This is a genomic window from Plantactinospora endophytica (assembly GCF_016862915.1).
Classification (GTDB): Bacteria; Actinomycetota; Actinomycetes; order Mycobacteriales; family Micromonosporaceae; genus Plantactinospora; species Plantactinospora endophytica.
Genome location: NZ_BONW01000022.1, coordinates 35450 through 54365 on the forward strand (window position 1 = coordinate 35450; position 18916 = coordinate 54365).

General features: G+C 71.5%; 19 protein-coding genes and 1 pseudogene. 6 read left to right on the plus strand and 14 right to left on the minus strand.

The genetic code is table 11. From position 1 onward, the window contains the following. Positions 1–12: 12 nt before the first annotated feature. Positions 13–666, minus strand: coding sequence for a nicotinamide riboside transporter PnuC (gene pnuC / locus Pen02_RS23900; RefSeq protein WP_203868319.1), 654 nt, complete (start codon positions 664–666; stop codon positions 13–15). A gap of 108 nt (positions 667–774) precedes the next feature. Here pnuC and Pen02_RS23905 point away from each other — a divergent pair, with 108 nt between their 5' ends. After that, positions 775–1074, plus strand: a complete 300-nt coding sequence (locus Pen02_RS23905; RefSeq protein WP_203868320.1) for an antibiotic biosynthesis monooxygenase family protein — start codon at positions 775–777, stop codon at positions 1072–1074. Positions 1075–1391: 317 nt separating this feature from the next. Here the strand turns inward: Pen02_RS23905 and Pen02_RS23910 are convergent, their stop codons facing one another. The 4 genes and pseudogenes from Pen02_RS23910 to Pen02_RS43035 form a co-directional block, all read right to left on the minus strand. After that, positions 1392–1586, minus strand: a complete 195-nt coding sequence (locus Pen02_RS23910; protein WP_203868321.1) for a DUF397 domain-containing protein — start codon at positions 1584–1586, stop codon at positions 1392–1394. Further along, positions 1543–2054 (minus strand): annotated as a pseudogene (locus tag Pen02_RS43030) (DUF5753 domain-containing protein). Before Pen02_RS43030 ends, Pen02_RS23910 begins: the two are co-directional and overlap by 44 nt. A 158-nt stretch (positions 2055–2212) precedes the next feature. Next, positions 2213–2395, minus strand: a complete 183-nt coding sequence (locus Pen02_RS23915) for a DUF397 domain-containing protein (RefSeq protein WP_203868322.1) — start codon at positions 2393–2395, stop codon at positions 2213–2215. Further along, a complete protein-coding gene (locus Pen02_RS43035) occupies positions 2392–2661 on the minus strand; it encodes a Scr1 family TA system antitoxin-like transcriptional regulator (RefSeq protein WP_372445656.1) in 270 nt (89 codons plus the stop codon). The genes Pen02_RS23915 and Pen02_RS43035 overlap by 4 nt, the downstream gene beginning before the upstream one ends. Before the next feature lie 268 nt (positions 2662–2929). On the opposite strand from Pen02_RS43035, the gene Pen02_RS23920 reads away from it, so the two are divergent. The 3 genes from Pen02_RS23920 to Pen02_RS23930 all read left to right on the plus strand — a co-directional run bounded on the left by Pen02_RS23920 (position 2930) and on the right by Pen02_RS23930 (position 5181). After that, the gene (locus tag Pen02_RS23920) at positions 2930–3931 is read left to right on the plus strand and encodes a helix-turn-helix domain-containing protein (protein ID WP_203868323.1); all 1002 of its coding nucleotides are present in this window, start codon (positions 2930–2932) and stop codon (positions 3929–3931) included. 252 nt (positions 3932–4183) lie between these two features. Next, a complete protein-coding gene (locus tag Pen02_RS23925; RefSeq protein ID WP_203868324.1) occupies positions 4184–4354 on the plus strand; it encodes a hypothetical protein in 171 nt (56 codons plus the stop codon). Between the two features lie 485 nt (positions 4355–4839). Further along, positions 4840–5181, plus strand: coding sequence for a hypothetical protein (locus Pen02_RS23930; protein ID WP_203868325.1), 342 nt, complete (start codon positions 4840–4842; stop codon positions 5179–5181). Positions 5182–5264: 83 nt separating this feature from the next. On the opposite strand, the gene Pen02_RS23935 is transcribed toward Pen02_RS23930, so the two are convergent. Genes Pen02_RS23935 through Pen02_RS23960 form a run of 6 tightly spaced genes read right to left on the minus strand, consistent with a single transcriptional unit; the run spans position 5265 to position 11111 of the window. After that, the gene (locus Pen02_RS23935) at positions 5265–6230 is read right to left on the minus strand and encodes an STM4011 family radical SAM protein (protein ID WP_203868326.1); all 966 of its coding nucleotides are present in this window, start codon (positions 6228–6230) and stop codon (positions 5265–5267) included. Next, the gene (locus tag Pen02_RS41940; RefSeq protein WP_239141182.1) at positions 6227–7693 is read right to left on the minus strand and encodes an STM4012 family radical SAM protein; all 1467 of its coding nucleotides are present in this window, start codon (positions 7691–7693) and stop codon (positions 6227–6229) included. Before Pen02_RS41940 ends, Pen02_RS23935 begins: the two co-directional genes overlap by 4 nt. Then, positions 7690–8532 (minus strand): STM4013/SEN3800 family hydrolase, encoded by an 843-nt coding sequence (locus tag Pen02_RS23945; RefSeq protein ID WP_203868327.1) that lies wholly within the window; start codon positions 8530–8532, stop codon positions 7690–7692. Before Pen02_RS23945 ends, Pen02_RS41940 begins: the two co-directional genes overlap by 4 nt. After that, complete coding sequence (locus tag Pen02_RS23950) at positions 8529–9998, minus strand: STM4014 family protein (protein WP_203868328.1); 1470 nt, start codon at positions 9996–9998, stop codon at positions 8529–8531. The genes Pen02_RS23945 and Pen02_RS23950 overlap by 4 nt, the downstream gene beginning before the upstream one ends. Before the next feature lie 7 nt (positions 9999–10005). Beyond that, positions 10006–10185, minus strand: a complete 180-nt coding sequence (locus tag Pen02_RS23955; RefSeq protein ID WP_203868329.1) for a hypothetical protein — start codon at positions 10183–10185, stop codon at positions 10006–10008. After that, positions 10182–11111: an STM4015 family protein gene (locus Pen02_RS23960; protein WP_203868330.1), complete on the minus strand. Its 930-nt coding sequence runs from the start codon at positions 11109–11111 to the stop codon at positions 10182–10184. Before Pen02_RS23960 ends, Pen02_RS23955 begins: the two co-directional genes overlap by 4 nt. A gap of 173 nt (positions 11112–11284) precedes the next feature. On the opposite strand from Pen02_RS23960, the gene Pen02_RS23965 reads away from it, so the two are divergent. Then, positions 11285–12064 (plus strand): SDR family oxidoreductase, encoded by a 780-nt coding sequence (locus Pen02_RS23965; RefSeq protein ID WP_203868331.1) that lies wholly within the window; start codon positions 11285–11287, stop codon positions 12062–12064. Positions 12065–12102: 38 nt separating this feature from the next. Here Pen02_RS23965 and uvrB read toward each other — a convergent pair whose 3' ends face one another. The 3 genes from uvrB to rpsA form a co-directional block, all read right to left on the minus strand. Continuing rightward, positions 12103–14214, minus strand: coding sequence for an excinuclease ABC subunit UvrB (uvrB, locus tag Pen02_RS23970; protein ID WP_203868332.1), 2112 nt, complete (start codon positions 14212–14214; stop codon positions 12103–12105). A 391-nt stretch (positions 14215–14605) separates the two neighbouring features. After that, positions 14606–15808: a dephospho-CoA kinase gene (gene coaE / locus Pen02_RS23975; RefSeq protein ID WP_203868333.1), complete on the minus strand. Its 1203-nt coding sequence runs from the start codon at positions 15806–15808 to the stop codon at positions 14606–14608. A gap of 324 nt (positions 15809–16132) precedes the next feature. After that, entirely contained in the window at positions 16133–17644 is a 1512-nt protein-coding gene (gene rpsA / locus Pen02_RS23980) for a 30S ribosomal protein S1 (RefSeq protein ID WP_239141184.1), read from the minus strand. A 409-nt stretch (positions 17645–18053) separates the two neighbouring features. Here rpsA and Pen02_RS23985 point away from each other — a divergent pair, with 409 nt between their 5' ends. Next, entirely contained in the window at positions 18054–18899 is an 846-nt protein-coding gene (locus Pen02_RS23985; RefSeq protein ID WP_372445657.1) for a class I SAM-dependent methyltransferase, read from the plus strand. The last annotated feature ends 17 nt before the right edge of the window (positions 18900–18916 follow it).

Sequence of the window (18916 nt, forward strand, 5' to 3'; positions counted from 1 at the left end):
CGTTCCGCCCGGTCACGGGGTGGCGGGCGCCGGGCCGGGCGCCACCGGTCGGGCGGCGGAGAGCCGGTGCAGGTCGGCCCGCCAGTTCCGCAGCCCGAGCACGCAGAGCCCGAGGAAGACGACGTACAGCCCGGCGGTGAGGTAGAGGCCCTTGTAGGCGTAGAGCGGAATGTAGATCAGGTCGGCGGTGATCCAGATCCACCAGCTCTCCACCCGCTTGCGACACTGGCCGTACGTCGCCATCAGGGAGAGCGCGGTGGTCAACGCGTCCGGCAGCGGTACGGTCGAGTCGGTCGCCCGGTCCAGCAGCAGCCAGAGCAGCAGGGTCAGCAGCCCGCCCGCGCCCACCAGCACCGTCCACTCCCGACGGTCGGTACGCGCGACCACCAGCCGGCTGCGCTGCGCGCCGCCGAACAGCCATGCCCACCAGCCGTAGAGGCCGAGCCCGACGTAGACGATCTGGAGTCCGGCGTCGGCGTACAGGCCGGCGGTCCAGAAGAGCACCATCAGCAGCAGCACGTTGGCGATGCCGATCGGCCAGTTCCACATCTTCTGCCGGGCCAGCAGCCAGACGTTGAGCACCCCGGTCGCGAAGCCGAGCAGTTCGGCCCGGCTCGTCGGCGTGTCCGCCACGGTGAACGCCGTACCTGTCAGCCAGTCGAGCATGGCGCACCTCCCGCAAGATCCTCCGGAGTTCCTACCGTAGGTACCGCCGGACGGAACGGGTAGACCCCGATCGACCAGCCCGGACCGGCCCGTGCCATGCTCCCGGGCATGGTGCTGGAGGTTGCGCTGATCGACGTGGTGGCCGGTCAGGAGGAGGCGTTCGCCGAGGCGTACGCCAAGGCCCACCCGACGCTGGCCGGGACCCCGGGCTGCCGGTCAGTCCGGATGACCCGGGGAATCGAGTCGCCGTCCCGGTTCGTGCTGCTGGTGGAGTGGGACTCGGTCGAGGCGCACGTGGAGAACTTCCGGGAAACCGACAGGTTCACCACCTGGCGCTCGCTGATCGGCCCGTACTTCGCCGCGCCGCCGGTGGTCGAGCACTTCACCGACGTACCGCCGCCGGCCTGACCGACGGCACGGCGAAAACTGTCGTACGCCGTCGGTAGCGTCCCGGAAAGAGGACGTACCTGGGAGGCGGCGGATGCATCGACAGGGCGGTGCGCTGGTCGTTGCCGTCGGCCGTCCGGCAGCCGTCCTGGCTGTCCTCGTCGCGCGGAAGCGCGCTGGCCGCTGCCTTGTTGACCGGGACGGTCCCGTCGACCGGCCCGAATCCCGGCTCCGCCGGCCCCGGCGGGTTCGGGGCCGCCGGGTCCGGCGGTCCAGCAGCAGCGGCCTGTCGGTCCGGTCGACCAACTTTTCGTCGCGATGCGGCTCCTGTGGAGCCGTCAGCCGTGCTGCTTCGCCAGACTGACGAACGCCTGCCACGCGGCCGGGCCGAAGGCCAGCGTTCCACCGTCACGGTCCTTGGTGTCCCGGACGAGCACCCGGCCGGGAAGATTGGCGGCGACCTCGACGCAGTCTCCGCCGTTCGGTCCGCTACGGGTCGACTTGTGCCAGGCCGGTTCGATCTTCGTATTCATCGACCGCTCTCAAGATCAGGTCTCGCGTCTGGGGCCAGGGCAGCGCCCTGGCACCGATAGACTCCCACGCTCCGTCGAGGTGCGCCAAGTCCGATATCGAGGCGACCACCTTCCCTTCGAGCGGATCGTCGGTGTAAGCCACCCTCGACTCGTTGGGGAGCGTTGCCAGGGCGAACGGCCCGCCGTGTCCCAAGTGCAGGTCGCCACCGAACGGGACCACGCGAATGTGCACGTTTGGCCGATGACCAACGTCGATTAGGTGCCCCAACCGTTCCTTCATCAGTCCGGCACCCCGTCGCGAAGTGCGGCCTCTCCGATGATTGCAGACAGGATCACGGGCTCTGCCCGCGCCAAGGTGGCAACTTGCCGCGCCATCCGCTCACGGGTGCGCTCCTCGGTCTGCACCTCGGAATGCGCTCCAGCACGGATGATCTGGCGTGCATACTCCTCGGTGTGGTCCAGCAGCAGTGGCCTGTCGGTCCGGCTCGATCAACCCGCCGCCGGAGAACTCCGCCCGCTCGGTCGGTTCCTCGTTCCTTCGGGCGTCCTCTGCAAGAGGACGACAAGCCCCGGACCCTGCTGCGAGGGCCGGGACTTTTCGTCGCGATGCGGCTCCTGTGGAGCCGTCAGCCGTGCTGCTTCGCCAGACTGACGAACGCCTGCCACGCGGCCGGGCCGAAGGCCAGCGTTCCACCGTCACGGTCCTTGGTGTCCCGGACGAGCACCCGGCCGGGAAGATTGGCGGCGACCTCGACGCAGTTGCCGCCGTTCGTGTTGCTGCGGGTCGACTTCCGCCACATGGGGGTCATAGCTCGTTCGCCATCCTCGCGATCAAGTCCCGGGACATGTCCCGGGGTGGTGCTACAGAGCGTATCGCGTCCCAGGCGCGGACCAATGCCGCAACCCGGTCCGGATCGGTGATCACGCGGCCTTCCGCCTGGTCCTCAAGGTATGCCACGTCGCTGCCGCCGGGCAGCGACGCCAGGACCAGCGGCCAAGTCTGCCCGACGTATGAATCGGCCGACCGGGGTATTCGGTCGGCCGCTTCGACAACGCGTAGAAGCTTGTCCTGCATGCCCAATGCTTGCCGACCCGCACCGTCATACCGCCGCACAGCATGTCCGACTGAAAGACCCCCCGCCGAGCAATGACTGAGTGATGCGCCGGAACCGCCTGGAACATCAGGTACGCCTTGTCGTACCTGATGTTCCAGGCCAGCACGCCTCACCTTGTCCGTTGGGTTCGGGGGTAACGCAGTCGGTCAGGTGTACCGTCCGGAGTGGCGACCCGGGGTTACGGCCCGGGTCGCCACCACCCCAAGCCGTAACCTTGGGAGTCACGCCATGCCGTACCCGCCCATCGTCGACCCCCGATTCCCGGCGCGACTGCGCGAGCTGCGTACCGCCCGTGGCTGGTCTCTGCGGGAACTCGCCCGCCGCGCTTACTACGGCAAGAGCCAGCTTCACGACCTAGAGGCGTCTCGGGCACGTCCAACCGTCGAGGCGGCCCGACGCCTAGACGACGTCCTTGAAGCGGGCGGGACGCTCGCCGCCCTGGTCGTCGAAGCGCCGACGGTGACCACCCCCGACGACGACCAGCGGATCGCGTACGTGATCGCCGCACCCTCCCGACTAGACGCTGCCACCGTGCGGACGCTGGCCGAGACGCTGGCCGCACAGCGTCGGCTCGACGACGTGCTGCCGGCCCCGGTGATGCTGCCGTGGTCCGTGCCGCAGTGGCATACGGTGCAGACCCTCGCCGAGCAGGCCGGCGGCCCGCACGCCGCCGAGCTACACGAGGTCGTCGCCGAGTGGACCCAGTTCATCGGGTGGATGTACGCCGAGGGCCGCCAGGGGGACGCGGCGACGCGGGTCCTGATTGAGGCCGCCCGGCAGGCCGATGCAGTCGACAGCGGCACGCTCGCGGCGCAGGTCGAGAACTTCCGGGGCTACCTGGAACGGCAGCGCGGCAACCCGCGCGGCATCGTCCGGCACTTCCTGGCCGCGTACCAGACTCCCGGCGCGACCGCGCTGCAACGGGTCGGCGACGCGGTACAAGCGGCACACGGGTACGCACTCCTCGGCGACCCGGGCTCGGCCCGACGTCTGCTCGGCGAAGCGAGCGACCTGACCGAGGCGGCCGAGGCCGAGACGGCACCGGCCGCCGCCTACTGGCTGACGCCGACGTTCAGCAGGATGGGTATCGGGCTGACGTACCTGGCGCTCGGCGACCGGGCCGCCGCCGAGGACAACCTCCGGGCCGGACTGGACAGCCTGCCGCCGCATCAGCGAGAAGCCGAGTGGACGTTGGAGTACCGGGAGGCGCTGTCCGGCGACGATCGCTAACGCTGCCTGTCCGGATCATCGGACACCGCACCGGACACCTGCCGGACACCCGCACGCTGGATCTCACCGTACCGAAGGGGCGACGCTGCGTGTAGGGACGCCGTACGGGTGTACGCAGCTGGTCCGGCATCCCGGCCGGTCGGGCCGGTTCTCCCCGTGACTGAGGCCCGGCCGGCACCCAGCCATCCGCCCAATGTGAGCGGCGCTCCGAGGTTGTGCTCCGGAGCGCCGTGGCGTATCCGGGAGGTCGACGTGCGGCAGCAATGGTTAGCGGATCTCCAGCTCGTACGCCAGCACCGCAACGGCGGCCGGTGCACCGAGTGCGCCCCCCGGGGTGGCTGCCTGGCGCTGCTTGCCGCCGTACGCCGCCGGACCGACGTCGCCCCCGGGCGGATCCGGCACGGCGTCGGGCGGCTCGTGTGAACGGCCACGAGAGCGCCCCGGACTGCGGCCGGATGCAGTTGGCCAGCACGTGTTCGTTCGGGGGCAGGAATCAGCTCGGGGCATACCGGACCGGTCCCTGCCCTTCCGTTTTACCGCGAGTCTGGGAGGTGGCCCGAATGGGAATCCGGCGGAGGCAGCAACACCGACGAGATTGGCGGCGGCTCTGGTTGCGCTGCCGGTGTGGGCACCGCTGGCGCTGCCCCGCCTTGTCCTTTGTGGCGCCGGCAGCACCGGATTACGCCGCGTTCCGGGCGGCGGTGCGGCGTGTCCAGGCCGAAACCGCTATCGCTCGCGAGGCCGCGACGATGCGGAGCGCCCGGCCCGTCCCAGAACGGCAGCGGACCACCCGCTATGCGGGCTGGAACAGCCCGACCCGCGCGTATCCCAGGCTCACCAACGGGCGGGCCGGGAACCTCACCCCTGCCCAGGAGAGCCGTGCCCGGCACGGCGAACGGATCTGACCGGTGATCGGGCCGTGGGCGCGCTGGGATCGACACCTGACTCGACGACGCCGACTCCAACGCGAGATCGGCCAGCATCTACCCGGACCCGCGTACGGCTGTCTGGCGTGTGAGCACGACTGGCCCTGTCCGCACGCCCGGCTGTCGCTGCTGATCGGCTTCGACGGTAATCGGGTGGGACTGATGATGTACCTTGCCGCGCATCTTGCCCGCGCCCTGGAAGCACTGCCCGATCGGCATCCCGCACAGATCGTCGGCCAGATCATCTATTGGGTTCCGCGCCGACGAGATCAACCGGCCGAATCACCCGACCCCCACCCCGGGCCGCCATTCCTTCCCCCGTAACGGTGGTAGCCCGGGGTGGGCTCCCTCGCATCCCCGGGCCGTTCCGAACGAAGAAGAAAACGCGTAGATCGGATGGGCCGCCGTCATTCCCCGCCGGGTGGCCGGCCCAGCGCGACGGGCGGTACGCCCCAGCGGGCCGGGATCCGTTCCAGCACGCCCCCGGCGAAAACCTCGTACAGCGGAAGGGTCTTCAGGTGGACGTACCCGATGTGGCAGTCGCAGGCGGCGTTCGGGCACGGCCGGGGTCGCAGCGCGGCGCGGTACGAACCGTCGTAGAGGTTGCCCAGCGGGGTCTCCACGAAGTGGCAGCGCCGGACGCTGCCGTCCCCACGCACCGAGATCACCGTCTCGCCGGCCCGGCAGGGTGCACCGGCCGACGGATGCGGCCGGACGCTGTAGCCGAACAGCGGGTCGAGCGCCGTCCAGGCCACCTCCTCGGCGGCGGTGTAGACGTGCCCCTCGGCCGCGTTCACCCAGAGGTAGACGTCGGCGGGCAGGGCCGCCCGGACCGCCTCCGCCTCGGCCAGGTGCTCCGGCAGCCCGACGACGCCGACCGAGTACCGTACGCCCAGCTCGGCCAGCCGGGCGCAGCGGGCCAGGAAGGTCTCCCGGCGTACCTGTCCGGGGTGGTAGGTGGCCCAGAGCGCGACCGTGCGCCGGTCGGCGGCGGCCAGCCAGTCCAGCCGGCAGGCCAGGTTGGTCTGGATCGCCACCCGGTCCAGGTGCGGCAGCCGGGAGAGCGTCACCAGCGCGTCGCGGTACCAGGACCGGGACAGTCCCTCGCCCCACGGCGTGAAGAGCACCGACAGCCGGTCGCCGTCCGGGTTGCGGGTCGCCCAGTCGACGAACCGGTCCAGCGCGGCCCGGTCGGCGGCGAGTTCCGCCGCGCTGTCCCGGCGCTTGGCGAACGGGCAGTATGGGCAGTCGTAGTTGCAGCTCGCCAGCGGGCCACGGTAGAGCACGGAGAGCGTCGCCGGTACGGGTGCTCCGCCGTTGCCCGACGGGTCGGGACGGCCGGCCACCGCGCGCACATCCAGCCCAGGGTTCATCGGAGCGCGTAGTCCGCCATCGCCCGGCGGACCGGCCCGGAGACCAGCCACGGCCCGATCGTGTCGGACCGCTCCAACCCGGTCTCGGTCAGCGCGGTACGGCCGCCCGCCGAGGTCAGCCAGCCCCGCTCGGCGAGCCGGTCGAGCTGCGGAAAGTCGTCGTCGACCCGGCTGCCGAACCGGGCGGCGTAGTCGGCCGGGTCGAACCCGTCCGCCCGGAGCAGGGACTTGACCAGCCAGCGGCGCCGCTGCTCCACCGCGTCGAGCCGGAAGCCGACCTCGGCGACGTCGAAGTCGGTGGCCGGCCGGCGCAGGTAGTCCTCGACGATGGTCCGGACGTGCCGGACCCCGACCGCGTAGTCGAACGAGTAGTGCAGGTCGGCGGTGTACGACCGGGCCCCGCAGCCCAGCCCCACCATGCCGTCGTCCTGGCAGCAGTAGTCCGGCCCGCCCTGCCCGGAGGTGTCGACGGTCGGTCGCGGACCATCGCCGGTCGGCGCGGTGCGGCGAGGGCTTTCCATGGTGGGTCGGAGGTCGTCGCCGGTCAGTTCGGTGCGGTCAGGGTTGTCGATGGTCGGTCGGGAAGCGCCGTGGGTCAGGCCGGTGCGGCGGAAGTGCCGCAGTGACAGTTGCCGGTAGCCGGCGGCCCGCAGCAGGTCCCGGCCCTGCCGGTACAGCGCCAGCCGCTGCGCGTCCCAGGCCGGGTCGGCGGTCTCCACTGTGGAAGAACGTCGGCCCAGGCCGGTGAGCGGGCGGACGTAGAGCGGATAGAGGAACAGCTCCTCCGGTCGCCAGCGCAGCGCGGAGGAGATCGACTCGGCCCAGGTCGTCGCGGTCTGGCCGGGAATCCCGTAGATCAGGTCGAGGTTCAGTTCCGGGATGTCGTACGCCCGAATGGTGTCCAGGGCCCGCTCCACCTCGGTGCGGTGCTGCGGTCGCCCGGCGGCCCGCGCCTCGGTGTCGAGGAAGCTCTGCACCCCGATGCTGACCCGGGTGGTCCCGCGCTCGGCCAGCACCCCGATCCGGTCCGGGGTGGCGGTGGCCGGCGAGGTCTCCACCGCCATCGGTACCGCCCCGAGCCGGGCGCCGAAACCGGCCAACACGTCGAACATCGCGGACAACTCGGCCGGGTCCAGATAGGTCGGGGTGCCGCCGCCGACCGCCACCCGGGCGTACCCGACGTCGTCGCCGAGCGCTGCCCGAACCCGGTCGGCCTGCCGGGCCAACTGGCCGAGATAGCCGCTCACCTGCTCGGCCGGCGGATTCGAGCGGGTGAACAGGTTGCAGAACCCGCAGCGCATCTCGCAGAACGGGACGTGCAGGTAGAGGAAGAGGGCGTCCCGCCGCTCCTCCGCCCAGACCTCGCGCAGCGCCGGGCGCGGACGAAGCGGCCGGTACGCCGTCTTGTGCGGATACGCGTACAGGTAGCCCTGGTACGGCGACCCGTCGAGCGAGCCGGTCACCCCGACTGTTCCGACGGGGGCCAGTCGCCGGGCTTGCCCCAGTCACCCGGTTCGAGCACGAACTGTCCGTACGGGACAGTCCACACGACCTCGTGGCCGAGCCGGTGGCCGCTGTGCCCCTCCTCCCCGTACGCCGTGCCGTGGTCGGAGCAGAGCAGCACCAGGCAGGGCCGGTCCCGGGAGGTGGCGAGCGCGAAGAGCCGCCCGATGTGCCGGTCGACGTACTCCAGCGCGGCGGCGTGGCTCTCTCGGGTGTCCCGGTCGGCGCCGGGCAGGTAGTGCCGGTTCGGCTGGTGGATCGCGGCGACGTTGACGAAGAGGAACAGCGGCCGGTCCTCCGGCACCGTCGGCAGCACGGTGGCGATCCGGTCGAGTTGCGCCTCGAAGCAGCGCGGGGCGGAGACGCCGAACTCGGGCTCCCAGTGTGCCTCGGTGAACAGCGCCGGCAGCACGCCGCCGAGCGGGGACTTGCCGTTGAAGAAGCCGACCCCGCCCACGCAGAGGGTGTGGTAGCCGGCGTCGGCCAGTGCGTGTACCACGTCCGGGGCGTCGAAGGTCCAGGTCTGCTCGCCGGTGCTCTCGCTGCCCGGAAAGGCCGCCGCGAAGAGTCGGGTGTGCGGGCCGGGGGTGGTGGGGGTGGGCAGGAAACCGGCGAAGAACGCCTGGTGTGCCGCGTACGTGAAGCTGGCCGGACTGTGCCGACGCTCCCAGACACCACCCGGCAGCGCACGCACCAGATTCGGCGTACGCCCGGCGGCGGCCAGTTCGGCGGCCACGTCGTGGCGGAGTGTGTCCAGGGTGACGAACAACAGGTCGTGGCTGCCGATCAGTTCCCTCATGCCGCCCTCCCCACCTTCATGCCAGCCTCCTGGATCTCATGCTGCCCGCTACCACCCTCGCCCGCTCGCCGGGCCTGCTGGTTACCCGGCTCGGCTGTCGCCGCGAGCCCCACTCTCCCGTTCGGTACCACTGTCGCCACCAGGCCCGCTGCCGACAGCAGCCCCGCTCTCGCGGCCAGCCCCCCTGTCGCCGCCGGCACCGCTGTCGCGGCCGGCACCGGCTCCGCTGCTGGCTCGGGCTCCGGTGTCGGTGGCGGCACCGCTGTCGCGGCCGGTACCGGCTCCGCTGTCGGGTCGGGCTCCGGTGTCGGTGGCGGTGTCGGTGGCGGCTCGGCGGTCGACGCCAGTCCGGCCCGCCATCGGTCGAAGCGGCCGGTCCGCAGCGCGTGCAGTTCGGCCGCGTAACTGCTCCGGCCGGCCGGATCGGACAGCCCCGGCAGCAGGTCACCGAAGGCGTTCACCTCGGCCACCACGTGCCGTCGCCAGTCGGTACCGACCAGCAGGTCGACCCCGACGTGCAGGCTGCCCGGAAAGCAAGCGGCGGCCCGGACGCAACTGTGCAGCGCGGCGGCGTACGCCGGCTCGCCCATCGCCGCCCGGACCGCGGCCAGGTCGCCGCGCGCGTTGCCGAGGTGCAGGTTCGTCAGCGGCCCGGGACTGGCCCGGACCACGACGTGCTCCGGCCGGCCGGCGATGACCAGCACCCGCAGGTCGATCGTCCGGCCGTCCAGACCGGCCTTGGGAAACCACCGCTCGACGTGCAGCCCGTCCGGGGCGAGCCGGTCCACGATGGCCGCGACCTGCCGCTCGTCGGTGTAGTCGCGGACCCGCAACGAGTTGTAGAGCCGGCCGTCGCCAGCCACCTCGACCGAGGTGGTGGCCCGGATCCGGCCCGGCGCCACCTGGAGGGCGAGCACTCCGGACGCGGAGGAGCCGTGCGCCGGCTTGACGAAGACCCGGGACCAGCGCGCGGCCCGCATCGCCGCTCGCAGCTCGGCGTAACCACCGGACGGCCGGACCCGACCGGCCGACGTCGTCGACAGGGCGGCCAGGGCTGGCGGCACCGGCACCCCGGCAGCGGTCAACCGGGCGTGGCAGACCCGCTTGTCGAACATCGCGAGCACGTCGTCGGGGTCGTTCAGCAGGGTCGCCCCGGCGCTCCGGACAGCCTCGCCGAGCCGGCCCAGAGCATCCCGCAGCCCGGAATACCAGGCGGCCAGCCCGACGATCTCGCCGTGTTCGGCGGGCCGGTCGGCACCGCGCAGCAGCCGGTCGACCTCGGCGTCCTCGCCCGGCGAGTCGATCCGGACCACGGCCGCGTCGGGCAGCCGCACCGGGCCGGTCGCCGGCCGCCGCCAGGGCAGCACCTCCACGGGTACGCCAGCCTCGGCGGCGGCGGCCCGGAACAGCGTCACCCGACGGTTTTCCGGGTTTCCGACGACCACCAGCGGGGCCCTGCCAGTCATCCGTCGATCATGCCAGTGACCCGTCGACGGCCACGTACCGGTCGCCGTACTTGTCGGGCCGCCCGGCATCGATGCGCGACTCTCCGGCGGCGGGCAGCTCCGCGACCAGCCGACGGACGGTCCCCGGCGAGTGGAGCATCGCCCACCCGCCGAACGCCGTGCCGTGCCCGCTGCGGCGGATGCTCACTCGGACACCGCGATGTACCGGTCACCGTCCCGGTCGGGACGGCGCACGTCGGAGATGTCGACCTCGACGCCGGGCAGCTCGGCCAGCAGCCGGCCGGCCAGCTCGCCGCCGAGGTAGTGGTGGTGCAGGTCCAGTTTGCGCAGATGGGTCAGCGGCTGCCCGGCCAGCAGCGCCGCCGCCCCGGTGTCGGAGAGGATCCCCAGCGACAGATCCAGCTCCCGCAGCCGGGCCACCACCGGGGCACCTGCCACGGCTGCCGCCACCTGGTCGGCGATCTCCGCGTTGCGCAACCCGAGGTAGCGCAGCACCGGCAGTCGCGCCCCGCCCAGGATCGGCGCCAGATCGTCCACTGTGGCGTCGCCGCCGTACTGGTCGGTGCCGAGCCACAGCTCCAGGTGCTCCAGCGCCGGCAGGTCACACTCGGCGATCGCCCGGACCACGTGCCCGGGCAGGCCACCGGCCTCGATCGCCAGCTCGCGCAGGGCGGTGTGCCGGGTCGGGGTCAGGGTCAGCCCCTCGGTCGCGCCACGGATCCGCAGGACCTCCAGCCCCGGGTACGCCGCCAGCAGCGGTGCCGGATCCGCCTGGGTGATCCAGGAGATCTCGGACTGCTCCATCACCATCTCGCCCATGAAGACCGCCCGCAGTGCGGTCAGTCGTGGCGCCAACTCGACCAGCAGCTCGACCGGGGCGGCGTTGTCGTACGACTCGCCCCAGTCGCCGACGATCAGCGCGGCGACCCCGGCGGGATCGACAGCGGCCAGGAACTGCTCGGTCAGCTCGGCAAACTCGCCCTCGTCCTTCGGAAAGTCGGTGAGACTCAGCCGCCAGGCAGCCGCACCGGGTGCCACGGTCGGCGGCTCGGCGGGATCGAAGTCGACCACCGGCAGGCCGGCGAACTCGGTTATGTGGGAATTGATCGTCATTGTGAGGGCTCCGATAACGGTCGGGGGCGGCAGAACCCTAACAAGACGCCCCGACATCCGACTGCCCGACGCGAAGCCTCCTGTCGTACCCGCTGTGCGCCGTCGCCGCCACCGTTCGAGCCCGCCGGTATTCGTGCTGGCCGGGACCGGACGGATCGGGTTGACTCTGCGGCATGGACGAACGGGTCGCGTTGATAACCGGAGTCAGCCGTCGGGTCGGGATCGCCGCCGCGATTGCCCGGCGGTTCGCCGCCGCCGGCTACCGCCTACAGCTCACCGGACTGCCGGGCTACGACGACGCGCAGCCGTACGGCGGCGACCCCGACGGCATCCTCGGGCTGCTCGCCGAACTGGAGCAGGTGACCGGCGATCCCGACGTGGTCCGCTACCGGGCCGCCGACCTGACCTCGCCCACCGCTCCCGCCGAACTGGTCGAGACGGCGGTACGCACCCACGGTCGGCTGGACGTGCTGGTCGCGGTGCACGCCCACTCGACGCACACCCCGCTGGGCAAGCTCGACGCCGCCGAGATCGACCGGCACCTGGTCGTCAACGTCCGGGCGACCCTGCTGCTGGCCGAGGCGTTCGCGGCGGCGTTCGAGGCCGACTCCGGCGGACGGTTGGTGCTCTTCTCCAGCGGCCAGCGGCTCGGCCCGATGCCGACCGAGCTGGCGTACGCGGCCAGCAAGGCCGGCGTGGAGAACCTGACCCGGCAGTTGAGCCCGCTGCTGATGCCGAGCGGCATCACGGTGAACTGCGTCAACCCGGGGCCGACCGACACCGGCTACGCCTCGACGGCGGACCTGGCGACGGTCGGGCAACTGTTCCCCGGCGGCGAGTGGGGCCGACCCGACGACGCCGCCCGGCTGGTCGAGTGGCTCTGCTCGCCGGACGGCCGCTGGATCACCGGTCAGGTGATCGACTCCGAGGGCGGCTTCGACCGGTACGCCTGAAGCACGCCGACCGCCCCCGGACCGCACGAGGCCGGCGGTCAGTTCACCCCGGCCGCGTCCATGCCGCGCAGTTCCTTCTTCAGCTCGGCCACCTCGTCCCGGATCCGGGCGGCGAGTTCGAACTGCAACTCCCGGGCGGCGGCGAGCATCTGGTCGTTGAGTTCCTGGATGAGCTGGGCCAACTCGGCCCGGGCCATCCCCTCCCGGGCCGGTGCGGTGCCGACCCGGCCCCGGCTGCGGGTCTCCGGCGTCGGCGCCTTGCCCCGGGACATCTGCCGGACCGCGCCGCCGACCCGGGTGGTCGCACCCTCGGTGTCCTCGGCCTCCCGGTAGATGTCGTCCAGAATGTCGTGGATCTTCTTGCGCAGCGGCTCCGGGCTGATCCCGTTCGCCTCGTTGTGCGCCACCTGCTTGGCCCGGCGCCGGTTGGTCTCCTCGATCGCCTCGGCCATCGACGGGGTCATCTTGTCGGCATACATGTGCACCTGGCCGGAGACGTTCCGGGCGGCCCGGCCGATGGTCTGGATCAGCGACCGGCCGCTGCGCAGGAAGCCCTCCTTGTCGGCGTCGAGGATCGCCACCAGCGACACCTCGGGCAGGTCCAGCCCCTCCCGGAGCAGGTTGATCCCGACGAGTACGTCGTAGTCGCCCTTGCGCAGCTCGCGCAGCAGCTCCACCCGGCGCAGCGTGTCGACCTCGGAGTGCAGGTAGCGGACCCGGATGCCGTGCTCCAACAGATAGTCGGAGAGGTCCTCGGCCATCTTCTTGGTCAGCGTGGTGACCAGCACCCGCTCGTCCCGCTCGGTACGCAGCTTGATCTCGTGCATCAGGTCGTCGATCTGCCCCTTGGTGGGCTTCACCACCACCTCGGGATCGACCAGGCCGGTCGGCCGGATCACCTGCTCGACCACCTCGCCCTGGGCCCGCTCCAGCTCCCACGGGCCCGGGGTGGCGGAGAGGAAGACCATCTGGCCGACCCGGTCCAGGAACTCGTCGAACCGCAGCGGCCGGTTGTCGGCCGCGCTGGGCAGCCGGAAGCCGTGGTCGATCAGCATCCGCTTCCGGGAGGCGTCGCCCTCGTACATGCCGCCGATCTGCGGGATGGTGACGTGCGACTCGTCGACCACCGTCATGAAGTCGTCGGGGAAGTAGTCCAGCAGGCAGTGCGGTGCGCTGCCCGGCGAACGGCCGTCGATGTGCATCGAGTAGTTCTCGATGCCGGAGCAGAAGCCGACCTGCCGCATCATCTCCACGTCGTAGCTGGTCCGCATCCGCAGCCGCTGTGCCTCCAGCAGCTTGCCCTGCCGCTCCAGCTCGGCCAGCCGCTCGGCCAGCTCGGCCTCGATGCCGGCCAGCGCCCGCTCCATCCGCTCGGGACCGGCGGTGTAGTGGGTGGCTGGGAAGATCAGCAGGTTGTCCACCTCACGGACCACCTCGCCGGTCAGCGGGTGCAGGTAGTAGAGCTTCTCCACCTCGTCGCCGAAGAACTCGATCCGGAGCGCCAGCTCCTCGTACGCCGGGATGATCTCCAGCGTGTCGCCCCGGACCCGGAAGGTGCCCCGGTTGAACGCCATGTCGTTGCGGGTGTACTGCACGTCGACCAGCCGGCGGAGCAGCTTGTCCCGCTCGACCTCCTGGCCGGCCCGGATCCGCACCGACCGTTCCAGGTATTCCTGCGGGGTGCCCAGGCCGTAGATCGCCGAGACGGTGGCGACGACCACCACGTCCCGGCGGGTCAGCAGGGACATCGTGGTGGCGTGCCGCAGCCGCTCGACCTCCTCGTTGATCGAGGAGTCCTTCTCGATGTAGGTGTCGGTCTGCGGAATGTACGCCTCGGGCTGGTAGTAGTCGTAGTAGGAGACGAAGTACTCGACGGCGTTGTTCGGCAGCAGCTCGCTGAACTCCTTGGCGAGCTGGGCGCAGAGGGTCTTGTTCGGCGCCAGCACCAGGGTGGGGCGCTGCAACCGCTCGATCAGCCAGGCGGCCGTCGCGCTCTTGCCGGTGCCGGTGGCGCCGAGCAGCACGCTGTGCCGGTCGCCCCGACGCACCCGCCGCTCGAGGTCGTCGATGGCGGTCGGCTGATCACCCGAGGGCACGAACTCGGAGATCACCTGGAAACGGCCGTCCAGCCGCGGAATGTCGAGCGCCATGACCTCAACCGTACGCCGCCGGTGTGACAAGCCGCCGGGCCACGGTGGGTACACGATCGGCTTCGATATCGTCATTGTGTGTGAAAGTTCACCGCGCTACCGTTCTAGGGTAGGCCGCTCGCGGCGGCCGACCGGGTCTGCGACGCGAGCCGCCACACCGGCTGCGTCGCATCCGGCGCAAGGTTGCAGCCCCGGCTCAGGCCGGCGAGCGCACCGATGTGGTCGCGCGCGAGCGCAGACCGGCCGCCGCGAGCGCCCTTTACGTACCTACCCACCTCCCCCGCCCCGCCAGCGACTGCCGCGTGCTCGGGGCGCCTCCTCGGCGGGCTGCCACGCCCGATCCCGGGGCCGACCCTTTTCGGATGGCTGCTGGGCCTCGTCCGGAAGGCGGCTACGCCCCTTCCTCGGGCGGTGCTGGCTGCCAGCCGACGGCCGCCGCCCACTCCTCGGCGTACCGGTGCTCCAGGTCGAACCACGGCTCCTTGGCCTCGGCATAGGCGTCCAGGTCCGGGCCGGCCGCCGCCAGCCGGCGCTTCACCGCCAGGTAGTCGGCCCGGCGTTCCGGGTCGGCCCGGAGATGATCACGCATCAGCAGGGCGTACCGCCAGCCGGGCGAGCCGATCTCCCGGACGTGCAGGTTGACCGGGCGTCCCGGGTCCGCGCTGCCGTGCAACCGCTTCTCCCACCGGGTGACAGCGGCCGGCTGGCGGGCGTTGTCCCACCACTCGCCCGGACAGCGCGGGAAGCCGGCGTCGGCGAGCCGGTCGGCCAGCGCGTCCGCGTCGGCGAGCGAGGCGACGCCGAGTTGCAGGTCGACGACGTCCTTCGCGGCCAGGCCGGGCACGGAGGTGGACCCGATGTGGTCGACGCGTACCCCGGCCGGGGCGACGGCGTGCCGGATCCGGGCGGCCAGTCGACGGTACTGGGCCGGCCAGTCCGGATCCGGCTCGACCAGCCGCGCCTCGGTCGCCCGTACCGCCCGGCGCTCCCGGACGTTCCGCTCGTACGGCGTCAACCGCTCCCGCCACAGCGCGTCCACCGCGGCGTGCAGTTCGGCGAGGTCGCCGTCGTTGTCCAGCAGTACGTCCGCGGCGGCTGCCCGCCGCTCGTCGCCGGCCTGTGCCCCGATCCGCTGGGCCGCCTGCTCGGCGGTCATCCCGCGATCCCGGACCAGCCGCTCGACCCGGGTCGCCTCGGCCGCCCGCACCACCAGCACCAGGTGGTACGTCGGGGCGAGCCCCACCTCCACCAGCAGCGGTACGTCGTTGACCACCACCGCCTCCGGAGCCGCCCCGTGGATCAGCTCGGCGCTGCGTCGGCGTACCCGGGGGTGGATGATCGCCTCCAGTCGGGTCCGCGCGGTCGGGTCGGCGAAGACGATCTCCCCGAGCGCGGCCCTGTCCAGGCTGCCGTCGTCCGCGCACACCCGGGGGCCGAACGCGGCCACCACCTCCCGCAGCCCGTCCGTGCCGGGCTCGACCACCTCCCGGGCGATCCGGTCGGAGTCGACCACCACCGCCCCGAGGCTGGCCAGCCGGGCCGCGACGACGCTCTTTCCCGAACCGATCCCACCGGTGAGTCCGACCTTCAGCACCGGTCCAGTCAACCCGATGGGCGCCCGCCCGCCAAGATCTCCGCCCACCGCGACCCGTTCGGGCGCCGACCGACCGGGGGCGGGGCTGGCGATCCCAGGCACCATCCGCCCGGACGCGGGGAAGGCCCGCCCTGGGAGAGGGGAAGGCCCGCCCTGGGTAAAGCGAACGGCCCGCCCTCGAAAAGGCGGAAGGCCGGCCTCGAAAAGGCGGACTGCCCGCCTTCGAAAGGTGGAAGGCCCGCTCTGGAAAGGCGGAAGGCCCGCTTCCCGGACCGGTCGAGCCGGATCTGGGAAGCGGGCCTCCGCCGCTGTACTACGTGTCGGCTACTTACCGCCGGCGAGCTTCTCCCGCAGAGCGGCGAGCGCCTCGTCGGTGGCCAGCGTGCCGGCCGGCTCCTCGGCCTGGCGGGCCGGAGCGGTGCTGCTGGAAGTGGCACCGCCACCGCCGCCACCGCCGCCAGCGCCACCGGTCGGACCGGCGGGGTTGGCAGCGGCCTCGGCGTCGGCCGCCCGGGAGTTCTGCACCTGCTTGGTGTGCGCCTCCCAGCGGGTACGCGCCTCGGCGTACTGCGTCTCCCAGGTCTCCCGCTGCTTGTCGAAGCCCTCGAGCCACTCCCCGGTCTCCGGATCGAAGCCCTCGGGGTAGATGTAGTTGCCCTCGTTGTCGTACGTCGCGGTCATGCCGTAGAGGGTCGGGTCGAAGTGCTCCTCGCCCTCGACGAAGCCCTCGTTGGCCTGCTTGAGCGAGAGCGAGATCCGCCGCCGCTCCAGGTCGATGTCGATGACCTTGACCATGACGTCCGAGCCGACCTGGACGACCTGCTCCGGGATCTCCACGTGGCGCTCGGCCAGCTCGGAGATGTGCACCAGGCCCTCGATGCCGTCGTCGACCCGCACGAACGCACCGAACGGCACCAGCTTGGTGACCTTACCCGGCACGATCTGCTGGATCGCGTGGGTACGGGCGAACTGGCGCCACGGGTCCTCCTGGGTCGCCTTCAACGACAGCGAGACCCGCTCGCGGTCGAGGTCGACGTCCAGCACCTCGACCTCGACCTCCTGGCCGACCTCGACGACCTCGGACGGGTGGTCGATGTGCTTCCAGGAGAGCTCGGAGACGTGCACGAGACCGTCCACGCCGCCAAGGTCGACGAAGGCGCCGAAGTTGACGATCGAGGAGACGACGCCCTTGCGGACCTGGCCCTTCTGCAGCTTGTTGAGGAACTCGGTACGCACCTCGGACTGGGTCTGCTCAAGCCAGGCACGGCGGGACAGCACCACGTTGTTGCGGTTCTTGTCCAGCTCGATGATCTTGGCTTCGAGCTCCCGCCCGACGTACGGCTGGAGGTCCCGCACCCGGCGCATCTCGACCAGGGACGCGGGCAGGAAGCCACGCAGCCCGATGTCCAGGATGAGGCCGCCCTTGACCACCTCGATGACGGAGCCGCGGACGACGCCGTCCTCGTCCTTGATCTTCTCGATCGTGCCCCAGGCGCGCTCGTACTGGGCCCGCTTCTTCGAGAGGATCAGGCGCCCCTCCTTGTCCTCCTTCTGGAGGACGAGGGCCTCGATGTGGTCACCGACCGACACCACCTCGGCGGGGTCGACGTCGTGCTTGATCGACAACTCGCGCGAGGGGATGACACCCTCGGTCTTGTAGCCGATGTCGAGCAGGACCTCGTCCCGATCGACCTTGACGACGGTGCCTTCGACAATGTCGCCGTCGTTGAAGTACTTGATGGTCTCGTCGATCGCGGCGAGGAAAGCTTCCTCGGAACCGAGGTCGTCGACGGTGACCTTGGTGGCGCTCGAGGGGGCCTCGATGCTGCTCGTCATGTGGGCGGTTGCTCCGGTCGGATGGATGTCACAGCAGGTTTGTGTCGCGGTGACCCGTTTACGCCTGCGGATCCGTCGCCGGGCCCCCGGGCGATCGCTGCTCCCGACCGCTGGTTGGTATCCGACGACCGCGGACCTGCTCCCTGCCGAGGCACACGATCCGCGAGCGCATCGAACAGCTTACCGTGTGCATTACCACAGCGTGCAAGCCCTCCCCGCACGTGATGAGATCCGCTGTCCACTGCTCGGGAAGAGTTCGCGTAGCGCCGGATTCCGGCACTCTCGACATGACCTTACCCGGCACCGGCGGCGGTTAACGGCCGGCGACCCGCGCCGGGCCGGCCGGCGACGTCGGCGTGGCCGGGGCCCGACCCGGACCGGCGTCCGTCCCGGGCACTAGCGTGGCGGGGTGCACGAGAACACGCTGGCGGAGTTGCCCGAGGACGACGCGTCCGGAGTACTCCGGCGTCCGGTCACCGACGCCGAGAGCCGGCGGGCCAACCGCCGCTGGTGGGACACGGACGCCGACGACTACCAGGCCGAACACGGCGCCTTCCTGGGCGAGGCGGACTTCGTCTGGTGCCCGGAGCGGCTGCGCGAGGCCGACGCCCGGCTGCTCGGCGAGCTGACCGGCCGGCGGGTGCTCGAACTCGGCTGCGGTGCGGCCTCGGCGGCCCGCTGGCTCGCCGCCGAGGGTGCCCGGCCGGTCGGGCTGGACCTGTCCGCCGGCATGTTGCGGCACGCCGCGCTCGGCGCCGCCACCTCCGGGGTACGCGTGCCGCTGGTCCAGGCCGACGCCCTGGCCCTGCCGTTCCGGGCCGCGAGTTTCGACATCGTCTGTACGGCCTTCGGCGCGATCCCGTTCGTGGCCGACTCGGCGGCGGCGCTGCGCGAGGTGCACCGGGTGCTCCGCCCCGGCGGCCGGTGGGTGTTCTCGGTCACCCACCCGATGCGGTGGATCTTCCTGGACGACCCGGGCGAGGGCGGACTGATTGCCACCCATTCCTACTTCGACCGCCGCCCGTACGTCGAGCAGGACGCTACCGGCACGCCGACCTACGTCGAGCAGCACCGCACCCTCGGCGACCGGGTACGCGAGATCGTCGGCGCCGGTTTCGTGCTGCGGGACGTGGTGGAGCCGGAGTGGCCGGCCGGACACGAGCAGATCTGGGGGCAGTGGAGCCCGCTGCGCGGCCGACTCTTCCCCGGCACCGCCATCTTCGTCTGCGAAAAACCGGACGGCACGTCCGGCTAACACCGATCCCGCTCACT